We start from the raw sequence: 15,736 nt of genomic DNA on the forward strand, positions 1-15,736 counted from the left end.
AGTCATGAAGGAGTCATTCTTCCGCATCATCGCCCTGATCCGCAAGGAATTGCTGGCAATCTTCAAGGATCCGAAGAGCCGGATCGTGCTTGTGCTGCCGCCGATCCTGCAGTGCCTGATCTTTGGCTACGCGGCGAGCTATGACCTCAACAACGTTCCCTATGCTATCCTTGATCACGATCACAGTGCCGCCTCCATCGAATTCATCTCCAAGCTTGACGGCTCTGGAACGTTCACGCGCGTGGCAACGCTGCAGCGGACCTCGGACATCGCGAAATTCATCGATGAGGGGCGCGTGCTCCTTGTCATCGTCGTCGACGAGGATTTCGAAAAGCGGCTGATGGCGGGGATGCCGGCCAAGCTGCAGGTGATCGCCGATGGCCGCAACTCCAACACGGCGGGCACGGCGCAGAGCTATATCAGCACGATCGCATCGGACTTCGCCACGCGCTGGCGGGCAGATAATGGTCAGGATCCGCCCGGCGGCATGAAGCTCACCACCCGGGCGTGGTATAATCCAAGCCTTGAAACGCGCTGGTACATGATCCCTTCGCTGATCGGCACGATCACGATGATGATGACGTTGATGCTCACGGCAATGTCCGTGGCGCGGGAGCGCGAGGCAGGCACTTTCGACCAATTGCTGGTCACGCCATTTCGGCCCTCCGAGATCATGATCGGCAAGGCCCTGCCCTCGATGCTGGTCGGGCTCAGCCAGGCAACGACGATTCTTCTCGTTGCCCAATTATGGTTCCAGATCCCGTTTACCGGGTCCTATTTCATGCTGTATCTCGGATTAATACTGTTTCTCGCCGCAGCCGTCGGCATCGGACTGTTCATCTCGTCGCTCGCCGCCAACATGCAGCAGGCCATGATCTATTCGTTCGTGCTGCTTATGCCGTTCATGCTGCTTTCCGGCCTGACGGCGCCTATCGGCAACATGCCCGAGATCCTGCAGTATATGACCCTCGTTAATCCACTGCGCTATGCGATCAGTATCACGCATCAGGTCTATCTGGAGGATGCAGGCGTAAGGGAGCTCTATCCGGAAATGCTGGCGCTGGTCGCGATCGCCGCGGTCACCCTGCCGTTTTCGGCGTGGCTGTTCCGCAACCGGCTGACATGAAACGGCGGCTATTTGTCAGGAAAAGACTTCATCGCGATATCGACAAGCCTGTAGACGTCTTCACGGCTGGCGCCGCTCGACGCCTGCACGGCGGTACCTTGCGCAACGGTCAAAATGTACCGGGCAAGGTCCTCGGGATTGCTGTCGTCAGGCAGGTCGCCCTCGCGCTTGGCGCGCTCGAACCGACGCGCCAGCGCCTTCTGACCGACTTGAATACGCTCGACAATCGTCTTGTGGATCTCGAGCGCGGCATCGCTGCAGGAACTTGCGGCGTTGACAACGAGACAGCCGCCGGGATTGCACGCTTCGGTCTGCGCCCGGACGAACCCGCGCAAAATGTCAAAGGCAACCGTGCGCGCCTCCGGCTGTTCGAGCGCGCTCCAGAAGAACGCCATATAGTGCTCTTCGTAACGCTGCAGCGCCATGCGGAAGAGTTCTTCCTTGTTGCCGAATGTGCCGTAGAGGCTTGGTTTTGTTATGCCCATGCCGTCAGTAAGGTCAGTGATGGACGTGCCTTCGTAGCCCTTGCGCCAGAACAGCTCCAAAGCCGTCTGCAAGGCATCGTCCGCATCAAATTCCCTCGGCCGTCCCATGGACAAGACTCCCTAAAAGAATTATACCGCTCGGTATAAAATCGGTTGACAGCTGCTGTACCGCAGCCTTATATCACCGCTTCTATACCGATCGGTATAGAACGTCAATGATCGAGTTCCGATCTGCCATCCTCCCAAGTGGCATATATTTTCAAAGCAGGTGACCACGATGTCAATCAGCACTTTTAAGAAGAGCCTCCTCGTCAGCGGCATTGTTCTAACGCTTGCAACCGTAGGTGGCACAAAAGTTTTTGAATTCTCCAAAGGTCATGCAGAAGTTGAAAAGCAGCAGGCTCCCGCTCAGGCAATGCCGGTGTCGGTAGCGCTCGTCCAGCCGAAAAACGTGACGCAGTGGAACGAATTTTCCGGCCGTCTTGAAGCAATCGATTCGGTGGAAGTGCGCTCGCGCGTTGCCGGCGCTGTCCAGTCGATCCATTTCAAGGAAGGCGCGATCGTCAAGCAGGGCGACCTTCTGGTGAAAATAGACCCGGCGCCGTTCGAAGCAGAGGTTGCGCGGGCTCGCGCCGAGGTTAGCGCTGCACAATCGAAGCTCGCCTTTGCCAAGAACGAGCTTGAGCGCGGCAAGCGCCTGATCGATTCCCGCACCGTATCGCAGAGCGATTACGACCAGCGCATGAACGTGCAGACCGGCGCGCAGGCTGACCTGCAGGCAGCTGAGGCCGTTTTCAAGACGGCCATGCTCAATCTCGACTATACGGATATCCGCGCACCGATCACCGGACGCGTCGGGCGCATCGAGATCACACCCGGCAACCTGATCGCTGCCGGCCCGAGTTCGCCGCTTCTGACGTCGCTCGTCTCGATCAGCCCGATCTATGCAAGCTTCGAGGCCGACGAGAACGTCGTCGCCAAGGCGCTCGCCGATCTGCCGAGCGGTCTCAACGGCCGTGACTTCGTGGATCGCATTCCCGTGCAGATGGATGTGCAGGGGTCGAACGGCGTTGCCGGAAAACTCCAGCTCATCAACAACAGCGTCGATGTGTCGAGCGGCACGGTCAAGGTGCGTGCGGTCTTCGACAATGCCGACGGCAGGCTGATGCCGGGCCAGTTCGCCAAGGTTCGCATGGGCCAGGCCAATGAGCGTCAGGAACTGCTCGTCGATGAAAAGGCTGTCGGTACCGACCAGAACAAGAAGTTCGTCATGGTCGTCAATCCGCAGAACATCGTCGAATATCGCGAGATCACGCTGGGCGCGCGGGCCGAAGGCCTTCGCATCGTGACGGCGGGCCTGCAGGCTGATGAAAAGATCGTCGTCAACGGCTTGCAGCGCATCCGTCCCGGTTCACTCGTCGCACCGCAAATGGTGGCAATGGGGGCAACGGCGGCGGCTGACCAGCAAGCGCTTGCGGAACCCGCAAAGCAATAACCCAGAGCCCCTCCGGGCAGGTGGAATGACATGAACATTTCCAACTTCTTCATCGATCGCCCGATTTTTGCGGGCGTTCTTTCTTTCGTCATCTTTCTCGGCGGCCTGATTGCCCTCACGGCGATGCCCGTTTCGGAATATCCGGACGTGGTCCCGCCTTCGATCGTGGTGCGCGCACAGTATCCGGGCGCCAATCCCAAGGTCATTGCGGAAACGGTGGCGACGCCGATCGAGGAATCGATCAACGGCGTCGAAGGCATGCTCTACATGGGCAGCCAGGCGACTGCCGACGGCCAGATGACACTGACCGTCACCTTCGCGCTTGGTACCGATCCAGACAAGGCGCAGCAGTTGGTTCAGAACCGCGTCTCGCAGGCGGAACCGCGCCTGCCCGAGGAGGTGCGCAGTCTCGGCATCACCACGGTGAAAAGTTCGCCGGACCTGATGCTGGTCGTGAACCTCATCTCCCCCAACAACCGCTATGACATCACCTATCTGCGCAACTATGCCCTGATCAACATCAAGGATCGGCTTGCCCGCATCACTGGTGTCGGCGATGTGCAATTGTTTGGCTCGGGCGACTATTCGATGCGCATCTGGCTCGATCCGCAGAAGACGGCCGAGCTTGGTCTCTCGGCAACCGACGTTCTTAGCGAAATCCGCGCCCAGAACGTGCAGGCGGCTGCGGGCGTGATCGGTGCGTCACCGAGCCCGAACGACGTCAATCTGCAGCTGTCGGTCAACGCGCAAGGGCGGCTTCAGTCGGAAGAGGAATTCGGGCAGATCATCGTCAAGACGGCAGCCAACGGGGCGATCACCCGCCTGAAGGACATTGCCCGCGTCGAGCTTGGCGCGGCGCAGTATTCGTTGCGCTCGCTGCTCGACAATAAGCCTGCGGTGGCAATCCCGGTTTTCCAGGCGCCCGGTTCCAATGCGATCCAGATCGCGGACCAGGTGCGCAGCGTCATGGACGAGATGAAGTTGACCATGCCGGAGGGCGTCGACTACGAAATCGTCTACGATACGACGCAGTTCGTGCGCGCTTCTATAGAGGCCGTGATTCATACGCTGCTTGAAGCTGTCGTTCTCGTCGTCCTCGTGGTCATTCTGTTCCTGCAGACGTGGCGCGCCTCGATCATTCCGCTGATCGCCGTCCCGATCTCGATCATCGGCACATTTGCGGTGATGCATCTTTTCGGCTTTTCGGTGAATGCGCTCAGTCTTTTCGGCCTCGTCCTTGCCATCGGCATTGTCGTCGACGATGCAATCGTCGTCGTGGAAAATGTCGAGCGCAATATCGAGAACGGGCTTGCGCCCCGGCAGGCGACCATCCAGGCCATGCGCGAAGTTTCGGGACCGATCATCGCCATTGCGCTTGTCCTCGTCGCCGTGTTCGTGCCGCTCGCGTTCATCACCGGGCTAACTGGCCAGTTCTACCGGCAGTTCGCGCTGACGATCGCCATTTCGACGGTGATCTCGGCGTTCAACTCGCTGACCCTGTCGCCTGCCCTCGCCGCCCTGCTCCTCAAGGGACATGACGCGCCGAAGGATCGGCTGACACGATTTATGGACGCGTCGCTGGGCTGGCTGTTCCGCGGTTTCAATGCCGTCTTCACACGCGGCGCCAACGGCTATAGCCGGGGCGTGCGCGGTGTCATTTCGCGCAAGACGTTGATGATGGCGATCTACCTCGTCCTCATCGGCGCGACGGCGTTCATGTTCAAGAGCGTTCCCGGCGGCTTCGTTCCGCCGCAGGACAAGCAATATCTGGTCGGCTTCACCCAGCTGCCGGATGGCGCCACCCTTGACCGGACCGAGGCGGTCGTTCGCCGCATCGGCGACATCGCGCTGAAGATCCCGGGCGTCCAGAGCACAATTGCTTTCCCGGGCCTCTCGATCAACGGCTTCACCAACAGCGCCAATGCCGGCATCGTCTTCGTCTCGCTCAAGCCCTTCGAAGAGCGCAAGACGCCGGAACTCAGCGCCGGAGCCATTGCCATGCAGCTCAATCAGCAACTGTTCGGCATCCAGGAATCGTTCAGCGCCGTGTTCCCGCCTCCCCCCGTGCAGGGTCTTGGTGCGATCGGCGGCTTCAAGTTGCAGATCGAAGACCGTAACGGCCTCGGCTACCAGGCGCTCGACGACGCAACCAAGGCATTCCTCGGCAAGGCGGCAGCGGCTCCGGAGCTGACAGGCCTCTTCTCCAGCTATCAGATCAACGTTCCGCAGCTTTACGCAGATGTCGATCGCGCCAAGGCGCGCCAACTCAACGTATCGCTGCCGGAGATCTTCAACACGCTGCAGATCTATCTCGGTTCCGTTTACGTCAACGACTTCAACAAGTTCGGCCGTACCTATTCGGTGCGGATGCAGGCGGAGTCGAATTTCCGGGCGAAGGCCGAGGATATCGGCGACCTGAAGGTACGCTCGGGTACTGGCGAGATGATCCCGCTTTCCGCCCTGATCAAGGTCGATTCCAGTGCGGGTCCCGACCGCGTGATGCGGTATAACGGCTTCCTCTCCGCCGATGTGAACGGCAATGCCGCGCCCGGATATTCGTCCGGTCAGGCACGCGCGGCTGTCGAGAAGATCGCCGCCGAGACGCTGCCGGCAGGCATCGGTTTCGAATGGACCGAACTGACATACCAGGAGATCATTGCCGGCAACTCCGCCTATCTGATCTTTCCGCTGTCGATCCTTCTCGTATTCCTTGTGCTTGCAGCCCAGTATGAGAGCATGGCCTTGCCGCTGTCGATCATCATGATCGTGCCGCTCGGGCTCCTCGCCGCCTTGACCGGCGTCTGGCTGACGGCTGGCGACAACAACGTGTTTACGCAGATCGGGTTGATCGTTCTGGTCGGTCTGTCGGCCAAGAACGCGATCCTGATTGTCGAATTCGCGCGCGAGCTCGAGTTTGCGGGGGCGACACCCTTCAAGGCCGTCGTCGAAGCGAGCAGGTTGCGCCTGCGCCCGATCCTGATGACGTCCCTCGCCTTCATCATGGGCGTCGTACCGCTGGTTACCTCGACGGGGGCGGGCGCTGAAATGCGCAGCGCCATGGGCGTCGCGGTCTTTGCCGGCATGATTGGCGTGACCCTGTTCGGACTGTTCATGACCCCGGTCTTCTACGTTCTGGTCCGGGCGCTCAGCGGGAATCGGCCTTTGCGTCATGCGACGCATGGCAGCCATTTCGAAGGCACGTCAGGCCATAATTCGGACGTGATTCTTCCGGCCCCGTCGCCGGCAGAGTAAAAAAACGCGGCGGCGCGGGCTTAATCCCACCCGCGCCGCTCGAATCAAAGCATTGATCCAGCATCGATTTTTTCCGCCAGAAAGCGGCCAGCGCTAATTTCAATTTGGTTATGGAACTTTTTGGGTGACAAAAGGTTTCAAACTGTTACAGTTATGTGACCAGCCGAATTCGGCACTGACGATCATGATCCTACCGCGTGTTGCGGGGGTCGTTAAAATCAGGAGAACGCCTTGAGCAGCTTTGCCGCAGCCAATGATAATCGGAAGGTCAGCGACGGATTTATTCCCTTCGTTGTCTTTGTGTTTCTGACCGAAGTCGCAGCAACTTTCCTGCTGACCGTGCCCAATTGGTATTGAGGCCGCAAAACACGTCCCAAGGTTTTTCCATACTGCCGATCCTGGCGGGCGCCATCGTGCTTTTGATGATTGGCGGCTTGTTGTTTATCTGAAGACGCCCTCCCCCATCTTATTTCATATGCCCAAAGTCTGACTGTTCAACCTGCCAGCCAAGCGACATAATGGCGGCGGCCAGTTGCGTGACGGCCCTTGCCAACCCCGTCCAGCCTCAACCGCAATACCGTGCCCGCGGACGGATGATCTCTCCGCTCTGCACTTGTTCGATCGCGTGTGCGATCCACCCCACCATCCGTCCGGTTGCGAAGATGGTGAACGCGGCGCGCTCCGGCAGGTCTCGCGATATACTCAATGCGGCCAGCGCTGTATCAATATTTGGCAGCACGCCCAGATGCCGGGACAGAGACCAAACAGCGACCACAGGCGGGGCATCCGGCGCGAGGCGATCCAGAATGAACCGCGCTCTCGGATCGCCGTCGGGATACAGAGGATGCCCGAAGCCGAAGCCATAAGGCGGTTGGCCGGCTTGCTCAGTCAGAAAGCCTTCCATGTCTCCGTCCTGCGTGGCCTGCAGCGCATGCCGTGCCAGCGATGCGACACCGCCATGCCGGGGGCCACTGAGCGTCGCGAGACCGCAAAGCAACGCAGCCGCGAGGCTCGCCCCCGTCGATGCAGCGATCCGCACGGAGAAAGTCGATGGGTTCAACTCGTGATCGCTCAGTAGGACCAGTGCACGGCGCAGATCATCGCATCCCTGCGCGTCTGTCCCCCAAGCCTGGCCCAACCGCAGATGAATTGGCCCGGATGCTGGTGCGCCAAGCAGGGCATTCGTCACATCGGAGATCAGCCTACCCCCCTCGCGAGCGATGCCTTCGGGCGTAAGATCTTGCATCGCGGAGGCCTTCGGAATGCTGAGCGCAAGCGTTTCCAGCGCCCGACTGACCGGATCCGGCAAAAAACTCGCGACATCGCTCGCGGCAAAATCAACCGCGCCAACCGTCCATAGATGCGCGGCCATATCCTCAAGCGTCAGGATGTTCGCACACTCCTCAATCGACCTTCCACGCAGCCAAATCATGCCCTCCCGCACCTCGGATATCGCGGTGGCAAGTATAGGTTGCCCCCAGCGAAGCGCCTGTTCGGCAACTTCTGCGCGGGCTCGCGGGCGGTGGTTCTGTTGCAGCAGGGCTTCCACGTCAGAGCGCGCGTAAAGGCTACGCCGCGCGTCCCCGGCATCAGCCTGAGCACGCAGAAGGCTGCGGCTGACATAGGAGTAGAGCGTCTGAGGTTTGACTCCAAGCAATGCGCAGGCCGTGCGGGTATCGAGCCAGTCCAGCGATTTCATATTGATTATATTGATCAAGATTTACAGCCTGTCAATTGGACGATTTTATGCGCCTTTCACGGCAAGGAGGCACCAATGACGGATGATTTCGAGCGGCAGATCGACGAGGCGCTGGGCCTTGATCTTTCTCCAGACATCGACGTGTTGCAATGCGCTGGCGGCGAACTCAGATCCTGTTTTCGGGTGTCGGATCTGGCAGAAGCCGCATTCCGGGTCGCGGCAAGGGAACTCGCTGCGTTGACGGGCGCGCGCGAAGTCTCGGTTGACCGTCGGTTGGCGCTGATGTGGTTCGGCATGACGCTGAGGCCTTCGGGCTGGAGCCTCCCCGCGGCCTGGGATCCGATATCGGGCGATTACCAGACCGCAGATGGCTGGCTCCGGTTGCACACCAATGCCCCACATCACCGCGATGCCGCGCTGCAGGTGCTGGGCTGCGGTGCTGATAGCGCACGTGTTTCCAAGGCGGTAGTTGCTTGGCGGAAAGGGGTGCTGGAAGATGCGGTCGTGGCGGCTGGCGGCGCGGCCGCGGCCATGCACAGTCTGGAGGAATGGGCGGGGCATCCGCAGGGGCGGGCAGTGGCCGCTGAACCATTGATCACCTGGCGGCAAAGCGGACAGGGGTGCCGGTTCACGGGCCTGCGCGGTCGACGGGTGCTTGACCTAACCCGGGTGCTGGCCGGCCCGGTTGCGACCCGGTTCCTTGCAGGATTTGGCGCGCAGGTCCTGCGCATCGACCCGCCCGGCTGGCATGAACCGGGTGTGGAACCGGAAGTTACTCTCGGAAAGCGCCGGGCGGGGTTGGATTTGCACCTGGCGGACGATCGCCGCATATTCGAGACCCTGCTTTCCGAAGCCGATGTTCTGGTGCACGGCTACCGCCCCGGCGCGCTCGATAAACTGGGCTACGACGATGAACAGCGGGAGCGCCTGTCGCCCGGCCTGATCGATGTCAGCCTGAATGCCTATGGCTGGAGCGGGCCATGGAAAAGTCGGCGCGGCTTCGACAGCTTGGTCCAGATGAGTTGCGGGATTGCCTACGAGGGAATGCGGCGGGCCACGGCAGACCGGCCGCTGCCGCTTCCAGTACAGGCGCTTGATCACGCGACAGGATATCTGATGGCCGCAACGGTCCTGCGTGCTTTACGCCAGTGCCAGTCGACTGGCGTCAGCTTATCCGCCCGCGTGTCTCTCGCCCGAACCGCGGCAATGCTGACCGCCGCAGGTGCCCGCGATTTTCAAGGCTCTGCACTTGATGAAAGCATAGCCGATTTGGCGCCTGCCCTCGAAGCCACGGCTTGGGGACCGGCCAGGCGACTAAAATTCCCAGTCCGCCTTGAAGGCAAGTCGCCAGAATGGGCGGCGCCCGCTGGATCTTTGCGGGACGATACCCCAAGCTGGTGATCCTTTGGGGTCATTTATTCATACCGGTCCGCCAATCTCGTCTCATCCCCGAAGTTTCGCACGCATTACACCTCCTAAGTCGACAACTGACGAAAGGTCCTGAAGGAGGGCAGGCGCGCCATCGCCAGAAGGCGGATACACCAGCGCATGCCGCCCGGCGCGCCAGAAATGGTTATTCTTGATCGCGAGAGACCAGCGGGAGAACGCTGGACATGACGGAAGATGGAGAATTGGATGCCGAACGTCTTTCGAAGCTCGCGGAGCTTGGAAAGGGGGATCACGAACGCGGCTCAAAGCAGCCTCTGCACGGCTTGTTGTTTATCTGAAGACGCCCTCCCCCATCTTATTTCATATGCCCAAAGTCTGACTGTTCAACCTGCCAGCCAAGCGACATAATGGCGGCGGGGCGATAAGTTCGTATTCTGGTGGCCCAGGAGGGACAGATGAGATTTACGGTGTTGTTCGTGCTCTTGCTGCCGCTGTTCGTTGCCGCATGTCAGACTATTACCCCCGAACAGCAGCGGGCCATGGACAACCAGAAGTGTGCCTCCTTCGGCTTCAAGCTCGGTACGACCGCCTTCTCAAACTGCCTGCTCCGCATCGATCTCGACCGGCGTGCCGATCGTCGTGCGCAGATGCAGTTCAACCAGCCCGTGTTCATTTACGGGCCGCCCTATTACGGCCCGGGCTGGTGGTAGGAGCGATGGCGAAAGCCAATCAAAACCTCTCCTGAGTCTGTCATCGGACTGAGGCACCAGCAATTCCGGCCATCACGATCTTATGACTCGCGCGTGTGCTTGTACCGCAAAAGGCCGGGGCATAACTTGGCTGTTGAACGCGCCGCCGATAACGTGCAGCCTGCATGCAAATTACTCGGACCTGGGAGATTTAAAATGCAGCTTGGCATGATTGGGCTGGGGCGCATGGGCAGCAACATGACGCAGCGCCTGTTGAAACGCGGCCACGAGCTGGTGGTCTACGATACAAGAGCCGAGAGCGTAGCCGAACTGCAGCGGCTCGGAGCGGATGGCTCGACCGTGCTCGAGGAATTCGTGGCAAAGCTGTCGCGTCCGCGTGCGGTATGGCTGATGCTGCCCGCAGCTGTGGTGGATACGGTGCTCGCCAAGCTGGTACCGCTGCTCGAGAAGGATGATATCGTCATCGACGGCGGCAATTCCTATTACCACGACGACATACGGCGCGGCGCGGCGCTTAAATCATCCGCCATCCATTATGTGGATGTCGGGACGAGTGGGGGCGTGTTTGGCCTTGAACGGGGCTACTGCCTGATGATCGGCGGGGAACCGGACATCGTGCAGCACCTTTCGCCTATCTTCGCAGCGCTCGCGCCGGGAAAGGGCGATCTGCCCGAGACCGAGAGCCGCCGTGCCATGCCGGCGGGCGAAAGCACGGCGGATCAGGGTTTTCTCCATTGCGGCCCGCACGGCGCCGGTCACTTCGTCAAGATGGTGCATAATGGCATCGAATACGGCCTGATGGCCGCCTATTCGGAGGGGCTGAACATCCTGCGCAATGCCGATATTGGCCTGCGCTCGCACGAGGCGGATGCCGAGACGACACCGCTCAAGAACCCTGAACATTATCAGTATCAATTCAATCTTCCCGACATTGCTGAAGTCTGGCGGCGGGGCAGCGTGATAAGTTCATGGCTGCTCGACCTCACGGCCGACGCGCTTTACGAAGATCCGGGCCTCGCCGGCTATGCGGGGCATGTGTCGGATTCCGGCGAAGGCCGCTGGACGCTGATTGCCGCCATCGACGAGGCGGTGCCCGCCCCTGTGCTCGGCGCCGCGCTGATCGAGCGCTTCAGTTCACGTGGCAATGCCGATTTCGCCAACAAGGTTCTGTCCGCCATGCGCCGAGAATTTGGCGGACACGTGGAAAAGCAGGCCAAGCCCGGCGGGCAATAGGGTTGCGCCGGCTGCCTGTCTGACAGGAGCAGAAACATGGCTAGGATATCATCGAGATTTGGCTTCCCGGCAGCGCTGTTGGGAGGATTGCTTTCGCTCGCCTTCCCGCTCGCGGTTCATGCAGAGAACACAATGTCCAAGCAGACGGCAGCAACGCCAGCCACCAAACGCGTCAACGTTCGCGGCGCGATCGAAAGCTTGAGCGACACTGCGATCGTGGTGAAAACTCGCGAAGGACCCGATGCGACCGTTGCCTTGAGTGACGGCTGGCAGGTCGGCGGCGTCGTCAAGGCTTCGATCGACGATATCAAGAAGGGCGATTTCGTCGGCATAACCAATGTGCCGAAAAGCGAAGGTGTTGCGAGCGCCGTCGAGGTCGTGCTCTTCCCGGCCGCTCTTAAAGGCACGGGCGAAGGCGACCGGCCCTGGGATCTGAAGCCGAACAGCAGCATGACCAACGCGACGGTCGCTGATGCGGTCAAGGACATCGACGGACGGACGCTGACGGTTGTCTATCATGGTACAGAAAAGAAGATCGCTATCCCCGATGGAACGCCCATCGTGACGCTGGCCAAAGCCAGCAAGGATGACCTGAAGCCTGGCGCCACGGTGTTCATCTCAGCCGAGCGCGGCAATGGCGACAGCCTTTCGACAAAGCGCATCGTCGTCGGGACCAACGGTATCGTTCCGCCGATGTAATGAATGGGATCGCGCGCGTGCGCGGCCCATCATCCAATAAGCGCATGGCCAGACAGACTTGTGACTGTCCTTTGCGGGGCTGACCGCGGATGCTCGCGAAAGGCCGCGGTTATGGCCCGAAGCGCTTCCCGGCTCTTCGGATCCGTCAGGGAAGAGTGCAAGACAATCGACAAGGAAGGCAGCGGCGGCAGCGCAAATCTTTCGCTGACTTCCACGACATCGGCCGGCGCCAGCCTGTGTGGAAATGCGGCGACGGCAAGCCCTGCCGAGAGGGCGGCGACAATTGCGGACGTGCTTCCAATGAAAACCTCCGTCCACGAAATCGCCGCCCGATCCAGCAGGCTGGTCGAAACGTCGCGAACGACGCAGCTAGGTGAGAGCCCGGCAATGCGCAAGGGTTCGCCCTTGCAGTGAACGAATCCCGGCGCGGCGAACCACCCGAAATGCTCGGGTCCCAGGGTTTCGCCATCGCGCCTGTCATCATCGCAGCGGATTATGACCGCATCGAGTGAACCGGCATCGTACAAATCCAAAAGCGACCGCGAACTGTCGACACGAACCTCGATTATCAGTGTCGGATCCAGCGACTTCAGCTTTGCCAATAACGATGATACCTCCGGGCCCATGACATGGCTCGCTATGCCAAGCGCAAAGCGCCGGCGGGAGGCGGTCAGATCGGCCAATGCCCTTTCATGGGCAGTAAGAAAGGCCCGCGCCGATTGAATGAACATCTCGCCCTGGGCCGAGAGCCTGACCTGGCGCGGCGTTCGCTCCAGCAATTTTTGCCCCAGCCGGTCCTCCAGTCGTTTCAGCTTTACGCTGATTGCGCCCTGAGTCGTTCCCAGCACCTCCGCTGCACGCGTGAAGCTTTGAAAATCGGCAATGGTCACGAACGCTCGTACGGCATCCACTTCAAGTGAAATCACTTCGATCATCCAGATTTGTTATCACTGATATGCGTTATCATACGATTGTGTTGTCATCAACTTCGCGACATTTTGCTCGTCGGTGTTCCCTCGCAGCCAAGGTACTGGCCGCTCATTCGATCAAGGCAATCATGACAACCGACGTTTCAAGAAATACGATGGCGCTGGCCGCCGTCTGCTTGTCCGCGCTTATGCTCGGGCTCGAAATCTCCAGCATTCCCTCCATCCTGCCGACGCTCCAGAGCGTTCTGCCGGCAAGCTTCAAGGAGCTTCAATGGATAATGAATGCCTATACGATCGCCATGTGCACGGTGTTGATGGCGATGGGCGCGCTGGCGGATCGTTTTGGCCGCAAGCGTATTTTCCTGATCGGGATATTTGTCTTTGGGGCGGCATCTTTCGCTTGCGGTCTGGCTAACACCCCGTCGCTGCTCATCGGTGCACGCTTTCTGCAAGGCGCAAGCGGCGCCGCAATGCTGGCGTGTCAGGTCGCCGTTCTTTCCGATCACTTTCGCAGCGGCAAGGAAAGGGCACGCGCATTTGGCTGGTGGGGCATCATTTTCGGGATCGGGCTCGGCTTTGGTCCCATTATCGGAAGCCTGATCGCGAGCTTTGCAGGCTGGCAATGGGTATTCCTGATCCACACGGTGCTTGCGGTCGGCACCGCTTTTCTTACGCTCGCAGGCGTGGTCGAGTCGCGCGATCCGCACGCGACGCGGATCGACTTTGCCGGCATGGCGACCCTCTTGCTATCCGTGTTCTGCCTTGTCTACTTCATCACCCAGGGTCAAGCCATTGGATTGACCAGTCTGCACGGGTTGGCAATTCTGGCATCGAGCGGCATCAGCCTGCTGGCATTCATCGTCATCGAGAACTCCACTTCCCGGCCGATGTTCGATTTCCGCGTTTTTAAAGTGCGCCTCTTCTCCGGTGCTCTCTTGGGATCGAGCGGCATGAACTTCAGCTTCTGGCCATTCGTCATCTACTTGCCTATCTTCCTGCAGGCGGTCCTAGGCTACGACAGTATCGAAGCAGGGTTCATTCTGCTCGCCTACACGGTTCCCAGCCTTGTCGTTCCCCCGCTTGCCGAGCGCCTGCTCCTGCAGCGGGGACCGCGGTTCGTCATTCCTCTCGGCCTCTTTACGATCGGTACGGGCTTTCTGCTGATGCGCTTTGCGACGTTCGGTGATCTAGCTGGCATTGCGATTGTGCCCGGCTGCATTGTTGCCGGGGTCGGATTGGGACTGACGAATACGCCCGTCACCAACACCGCCACCGGCGCACTGCCCGTCGAACGCGCGGGCATGGCATCGGGAATGGACATGAGCGCCCGCATGATCTCGCTGGCAATCAATATCGCTTTGATGGGCTTCATACTCGTTCTGGGCATTTCCGGCGCCCTCGCCCCGAATTTTCCCGCATCGGCGGCCCTGATCGATGCCATAGCCGCCGGCAATTTCTCCGAGGCAGTCGCCGCAGGCGTCTCACACGAACAAGCAATAAGCGCGTTGAACAATGGATTTGGCTGGGTGATGCTCTATGGCGCAGCTGCCGCCTGGATCATGGGCGCATTCAGTTTAACGGTTCTCCCCCGACGCTGCGACAAAGTCGGGTTGGCTGCGGCGTCGGGGAGCTAGGTGCGGGCCCGCCTTGGCATGGGCGGGCCAGGGGACCTTATCCATGTGCCCCTGCCTCGCTGTCGAGATGAGCCATCTGGACCGCAGCATAGCGGTCGCCGGCGGCCGCACCCTTGGGCACGGCCTTTTCGATAGCCGCAAGGTCGTCGCGGCTGAGGCTTGCATCGAGAGCACCAAGCGTTTCAGCAAGACGATCGCGGCGGCGTGCGCCAATGACGGGGAAAATATCGCTCCCCTGCGCTACGACCCAGGCAATGGCGATCTGCGCGACAGACACGCCCTTTGCCTCCGCAATCTTCTTCAGCGCCTCGACGAGCGCGAGGTTGGCGTCAACATTTTCGGCCTGGAAACGGGGACTATGGGCGCGCCAGTCACCGGTCTGCGCGCTCTCCTTCGTCCAATGGCCACTGATCAGCCCCCGCGACAGCACGCCGTAGGCGGTGATGGCGATGCCAAGTGAGCGGCAGGTCGCAAGGATATTGTCCTCGATACCACGCGAAATCAGTGAATACTCGATCTGCAAATCGACGACCGGATGGACCGCGGCAGCACGGCGGATCGTCTCCGAGCCCACCTCGGAAAGCCCGATATGCCTGACGTAACCAGCTTTCACGAGATCGGCAATTGCGCCTATCGTTTTTCTTCAATCGGTACGGCCGGGTCGAGCCGTGCGGGGCGGTAAATGTCGATATAGTCGACACCGAGGCGCTGCAGCGAATAGGCTGCGAAGTTCTTGACCGCCTGCGGCCGCCCGTCAAAACCGGTCCAGCCGCCTGCTGGGTCGCGCAGCCCGCCGAACTTGACGCTGAGCACCGCATCCTGACGCCTGACACCCTTAAGCGCCTCGGCAATCAGCAATTCGTTGTGACCCATTCCGTAGAAATCGCCGGTGTCGATGAGGTTGATACCGGCATCGAGCGCGGCGTGGATGGTGGCAATGCTTTCAGCGCGATCGGACGGCCCATACATGCCCGACATGCCCATGCAGCCGAGCCCGATCTGCGATACGCGCGGCCCGGTCTTTCCAAGTTGATGATGTTGCATTTCGTTCAATTCCTTTGCCTCGGTTGAAAGCACTATAGGCT

The 15,736-nt window shown here is 60.2% G+C and carries 12 protein-coding genes and 1 pseudogene; 9 read left to right on the plus strand and 4 right to left on the minus strand.

Features of this window, described 5'->3' with window-relative positions; translation table 11 throughout:
• The first annotated feature begins 4 nt into the window (after window positions 1–4).
• Window positions 5–1,126: an ABC transporter permease gene (locus BR48_RS0102675; protein ID WP_027229891.1), complete on the plus strand. Its 1,122-nt coding sequence runs from the start codon at window positions 5–7 to the stop codon at window positions 1,124–1,126.
• An 8-nt stretch (window positions 1,127–1,134) separates the two neighbouring features.
• Here the strand turns inward: BR48_RS0102675 and BR48_RS0102680 are convergent, their stop codons facing one another.
• Window positions 1,135–1,719 carry a TetR/AcrR family transcriptional regulator gene (locus tag BR48_RS0102680; protein ID WP_027229892.1) on the minus strand — a complete coding sequence of 195 codons (585 nt, stop codon included), beginning with the start codon at window positions 1,717–1,719 and terminating at the stop codon, window positions 1,135–1,137.
• Window positions 1,720–1,888: 169 nt separating this feature from the next.
• On the opposite strand from BR48_RS0102680, the gene BR48_RS0102685 reads away from it, so the two are divergent.
• From BR48_RS0102685 to BR48_RS26765, 3 genes are all read left to right on the plus strand, one after another.
• Window positions 1,889–3,106 carry an efflux RND transporter periplasmic adaptor subunit gene (locus tag BR48_RS0102685; RefSeq protein ID WP_027229893.1) on the plus strand — a complete coding sequence of 406 codons (1,218 nt, stop codon included), beginning with the start codon at window positions 1,889–1,891 and terminating at the stop codon, window positions 3,104–3,106.
• A gap of 30 nt (window positions 3,107–3,136) precedes the next feature.
• Entirely contained in the window at window positions 3,137–6,358 is a 3,222-nt protein-coding gene (locus tag BR48_RS0102690) for an efflux RND transporter permease subunit (RefSeq protein ID WP_027229894.1), read from the plus strand.
• A 231-nt stretch (window positions 6,359–6,589) separates the two neighbouring features.
• Complete coding sequence (locus BR48_RS26765; protein WP_255453099.1) at window positions 6,590–6,715, plus strand: hypothetical protein; 126 nt, start codon at window positions 6,590–6,592, stop codon at window positions 6,713–6,715.
• Between the two features lie 208 nt (window positions 6,716–6,923).
• Here BR48_RS26765 and BR48_RS0102700 read toward each other — a convergent pair whose 3' ends face one another.
• Entirely contained in the window at window positions 6,924–8,075 is a 1,152-nt protein-coding gene (locus tag BR48_RS0102700; protein WP_081815739.1) for a citrate synthase family protein, read from the minus strand.
• Between the two features lie 57 nt (window positions 8,076–8,132).
• Between BR48_RS0102700 and BR48_RS0102705 the strand changes: the two genes are divergently transcribed.
• The 4 genes from BR48_RS0102705 to BR48_RS0102725 all read left to right on the plus strand — a co-directional run bounded on the left by BR48_RS0102705 (window position 8,133) and on the right by BR48_RS0102725 (window position 12,088).
• Window positions 8,133–9,458 carry a CoA transferase gene (locus tag BR48_RS0102705; RefSeq protein WP_027229896.1) on the plus strand — a complete coding sequence of 442 codons (1,326 nt, stop codon included), beginning with the start codon at window positions 8,133–8,135 and terminating at the stop codon, window positions 9,456–9,458.
• A 443-nt stretch (window positions 9,459–9,901) separates the two neighbouring features.
• On the plus strand, window positions 9,902–10,156 hold the full coding sequence (locus BR48_RS23625) for a hypothetical protein (RefSeq protein ID WP_036813218.1): 255 nt from the start codon (window positions 9,902–9,904) through the stop codon (window positions 10,154–10,156).
• A gap of 195 nt (window positions 10,157–10,351) precedes the next feature.
• Window positions 10,352–11,389 (plus strand): phosphogluconate dehydrogenase (NAD(+)-dependent, decarboxylating), encoded by a 1,038-nt coding sequence (gene gnd / locus BR48_RS0102720; protein WP_027229897.1) that lies wholly within the window; start codon window positions 10,352–10,354, stop codon window positions 11,387–11,389.
• Between the two features lie 132 nt (window positions 11,390–11,521).
• Window positions 11,522–12,088, plus strand: coding sequence for a hypothetical protein (locus tag BR48_RS0102725; RefSeq protein WP_245273372.1), 567 nt, complete (start codon window positions 11,522–11,524; stop codon window positions 12,086–12,088).
• A 29-nt stretch (window positions 12,089–12,117) separates the two neighbouring features.
• On the opposite strand, the gene BR48_RS23630 is transcribed toward BR48_RS0102725, so the two are convergent.
• The gene (locus BR48_RS23630; RefSeq protein ID WP_051614497.1) at window positions 12,118–13,023 is read right to left on the minus strand and encodes a LysR family transcriptional regulator; all 906 of its coding nucleotides are present in this window, start codon (window positions 13,021–13,023) and stop codon (window positions 12,118–12,120) included.
• Between the two features lie 122 nt (window positions 13,024–13,145).
• On the opposite strand from BR48_RS23630, the gene BR48_RS23635 reads away from it, so the two are divergent.
• Entirely contained in the window at window positions 13,146–14,651 is a 1,506-nt protein-coding gene (locus BR48_RS23635) for an MFS transporter (RefSeq protein ID WP_051614794.1), read from the plus strand.
• Between the two features lie 37 nt (window positions 14,652–14,688).
• Here the strand turns inward: BR48_RS23635 and BR48_RS23640 are convergent.
• Window positions 14,689–15,695, minus strand: a pseudogene (locus BR48_RS23640) (aldo/keto reductase).
• Window positions 15,696–15,736 lie beyond the last annotated feature (41 nt).

The sequence above is a fragment of the Phyllobacterium sp. UNC302MFCol5.2 genome (assembly GCF_000686005.1).
In the GTDB taxonomy this organism is placed as follows: Bacteria; Pseudomonadota; Alphaproteobacteria; order Rhizobiales; family Rhizobiaceae; genus Phyllobacterium; species Phyllobacterium pellucidum.

What these genes read in the sequence shown, in the direction of transcription:
- BR48_RS0102675 (WP_027229891.1), top strand. Translation starts at nt 5, where the DNA reads ATGAAGGAGTCATTCTTCCGCATCATCGCCCTGATCCGCAAGGAATTG.
- BR48_RS0102680 (WP_027229892.1), bottom strand. Translation starts at nt 1,719, where the DNA reads ATGGGACGGCCGAGGGAATTTGATGCGGACGATGCCTTGCAGACGGCT.
- BR48_RS0102685 (WP_027229893.1), top strand. Translation starts at nt 1,889, where the DNA reads ATGTCAATCAGCACTTTTAAGAAGAGCCTCCTCGTCAGCGGCATTGTT.
- BR48_RS0102690 (WP_027229894.1), top strand. Translation starts at nt 3,137, where the DNA reads ATGAACATTTCCAACTTCTTCATCGATCGCCCGATTTTTGCGGGCGTT.
- BR48_RS0102705 (WP_027229896.1), top strand. Translation starts at nt 8,133, where the DNA reads ATGACGGATGATTTCGAGCGGCAGATCGACGAGGCGCTGGGCCTTGAT.
- BR48_RS23625 (WP_036813218.1), top strand. Translation starts at nt 9,902, where the DNA reads ATGAGATTTACGGTGTTGTTCGTGCTCTTGCTGCCGCTGTTCGTTGCC.
- gnd (WP_027229897.1), top strand. Translation starts at nt 10,352, where the DNA reads ATGCAGCTTGGCATGATTGGGCTGGGGCGCATGGGCAGCAACATGACG.
- BR48_RS0102725 (WP_245273372.1), top strand. Translation starts at nt 11,522, where the DNA reads ATGTCCAAGCAGACGGCAGCAACGCCAGCCACCAAACGCGTCAACGTT.
- BR48_RS23630 (WP_051614497.1), bottom strand. Translation starts at nt 13,023, where the DNA reads ATGATCGAAGTGATTTCACTTGAAGTGGATGCCGTACGAGCGTTCGTG.
- BR48_RS23635 (WP_051614794.1), top strand. Translation starts at nt 13,146, where the DNA reads ATGACAACCGACGTTTCAAGAAATACGATGGCGCTGGCCGCCGTCTGC.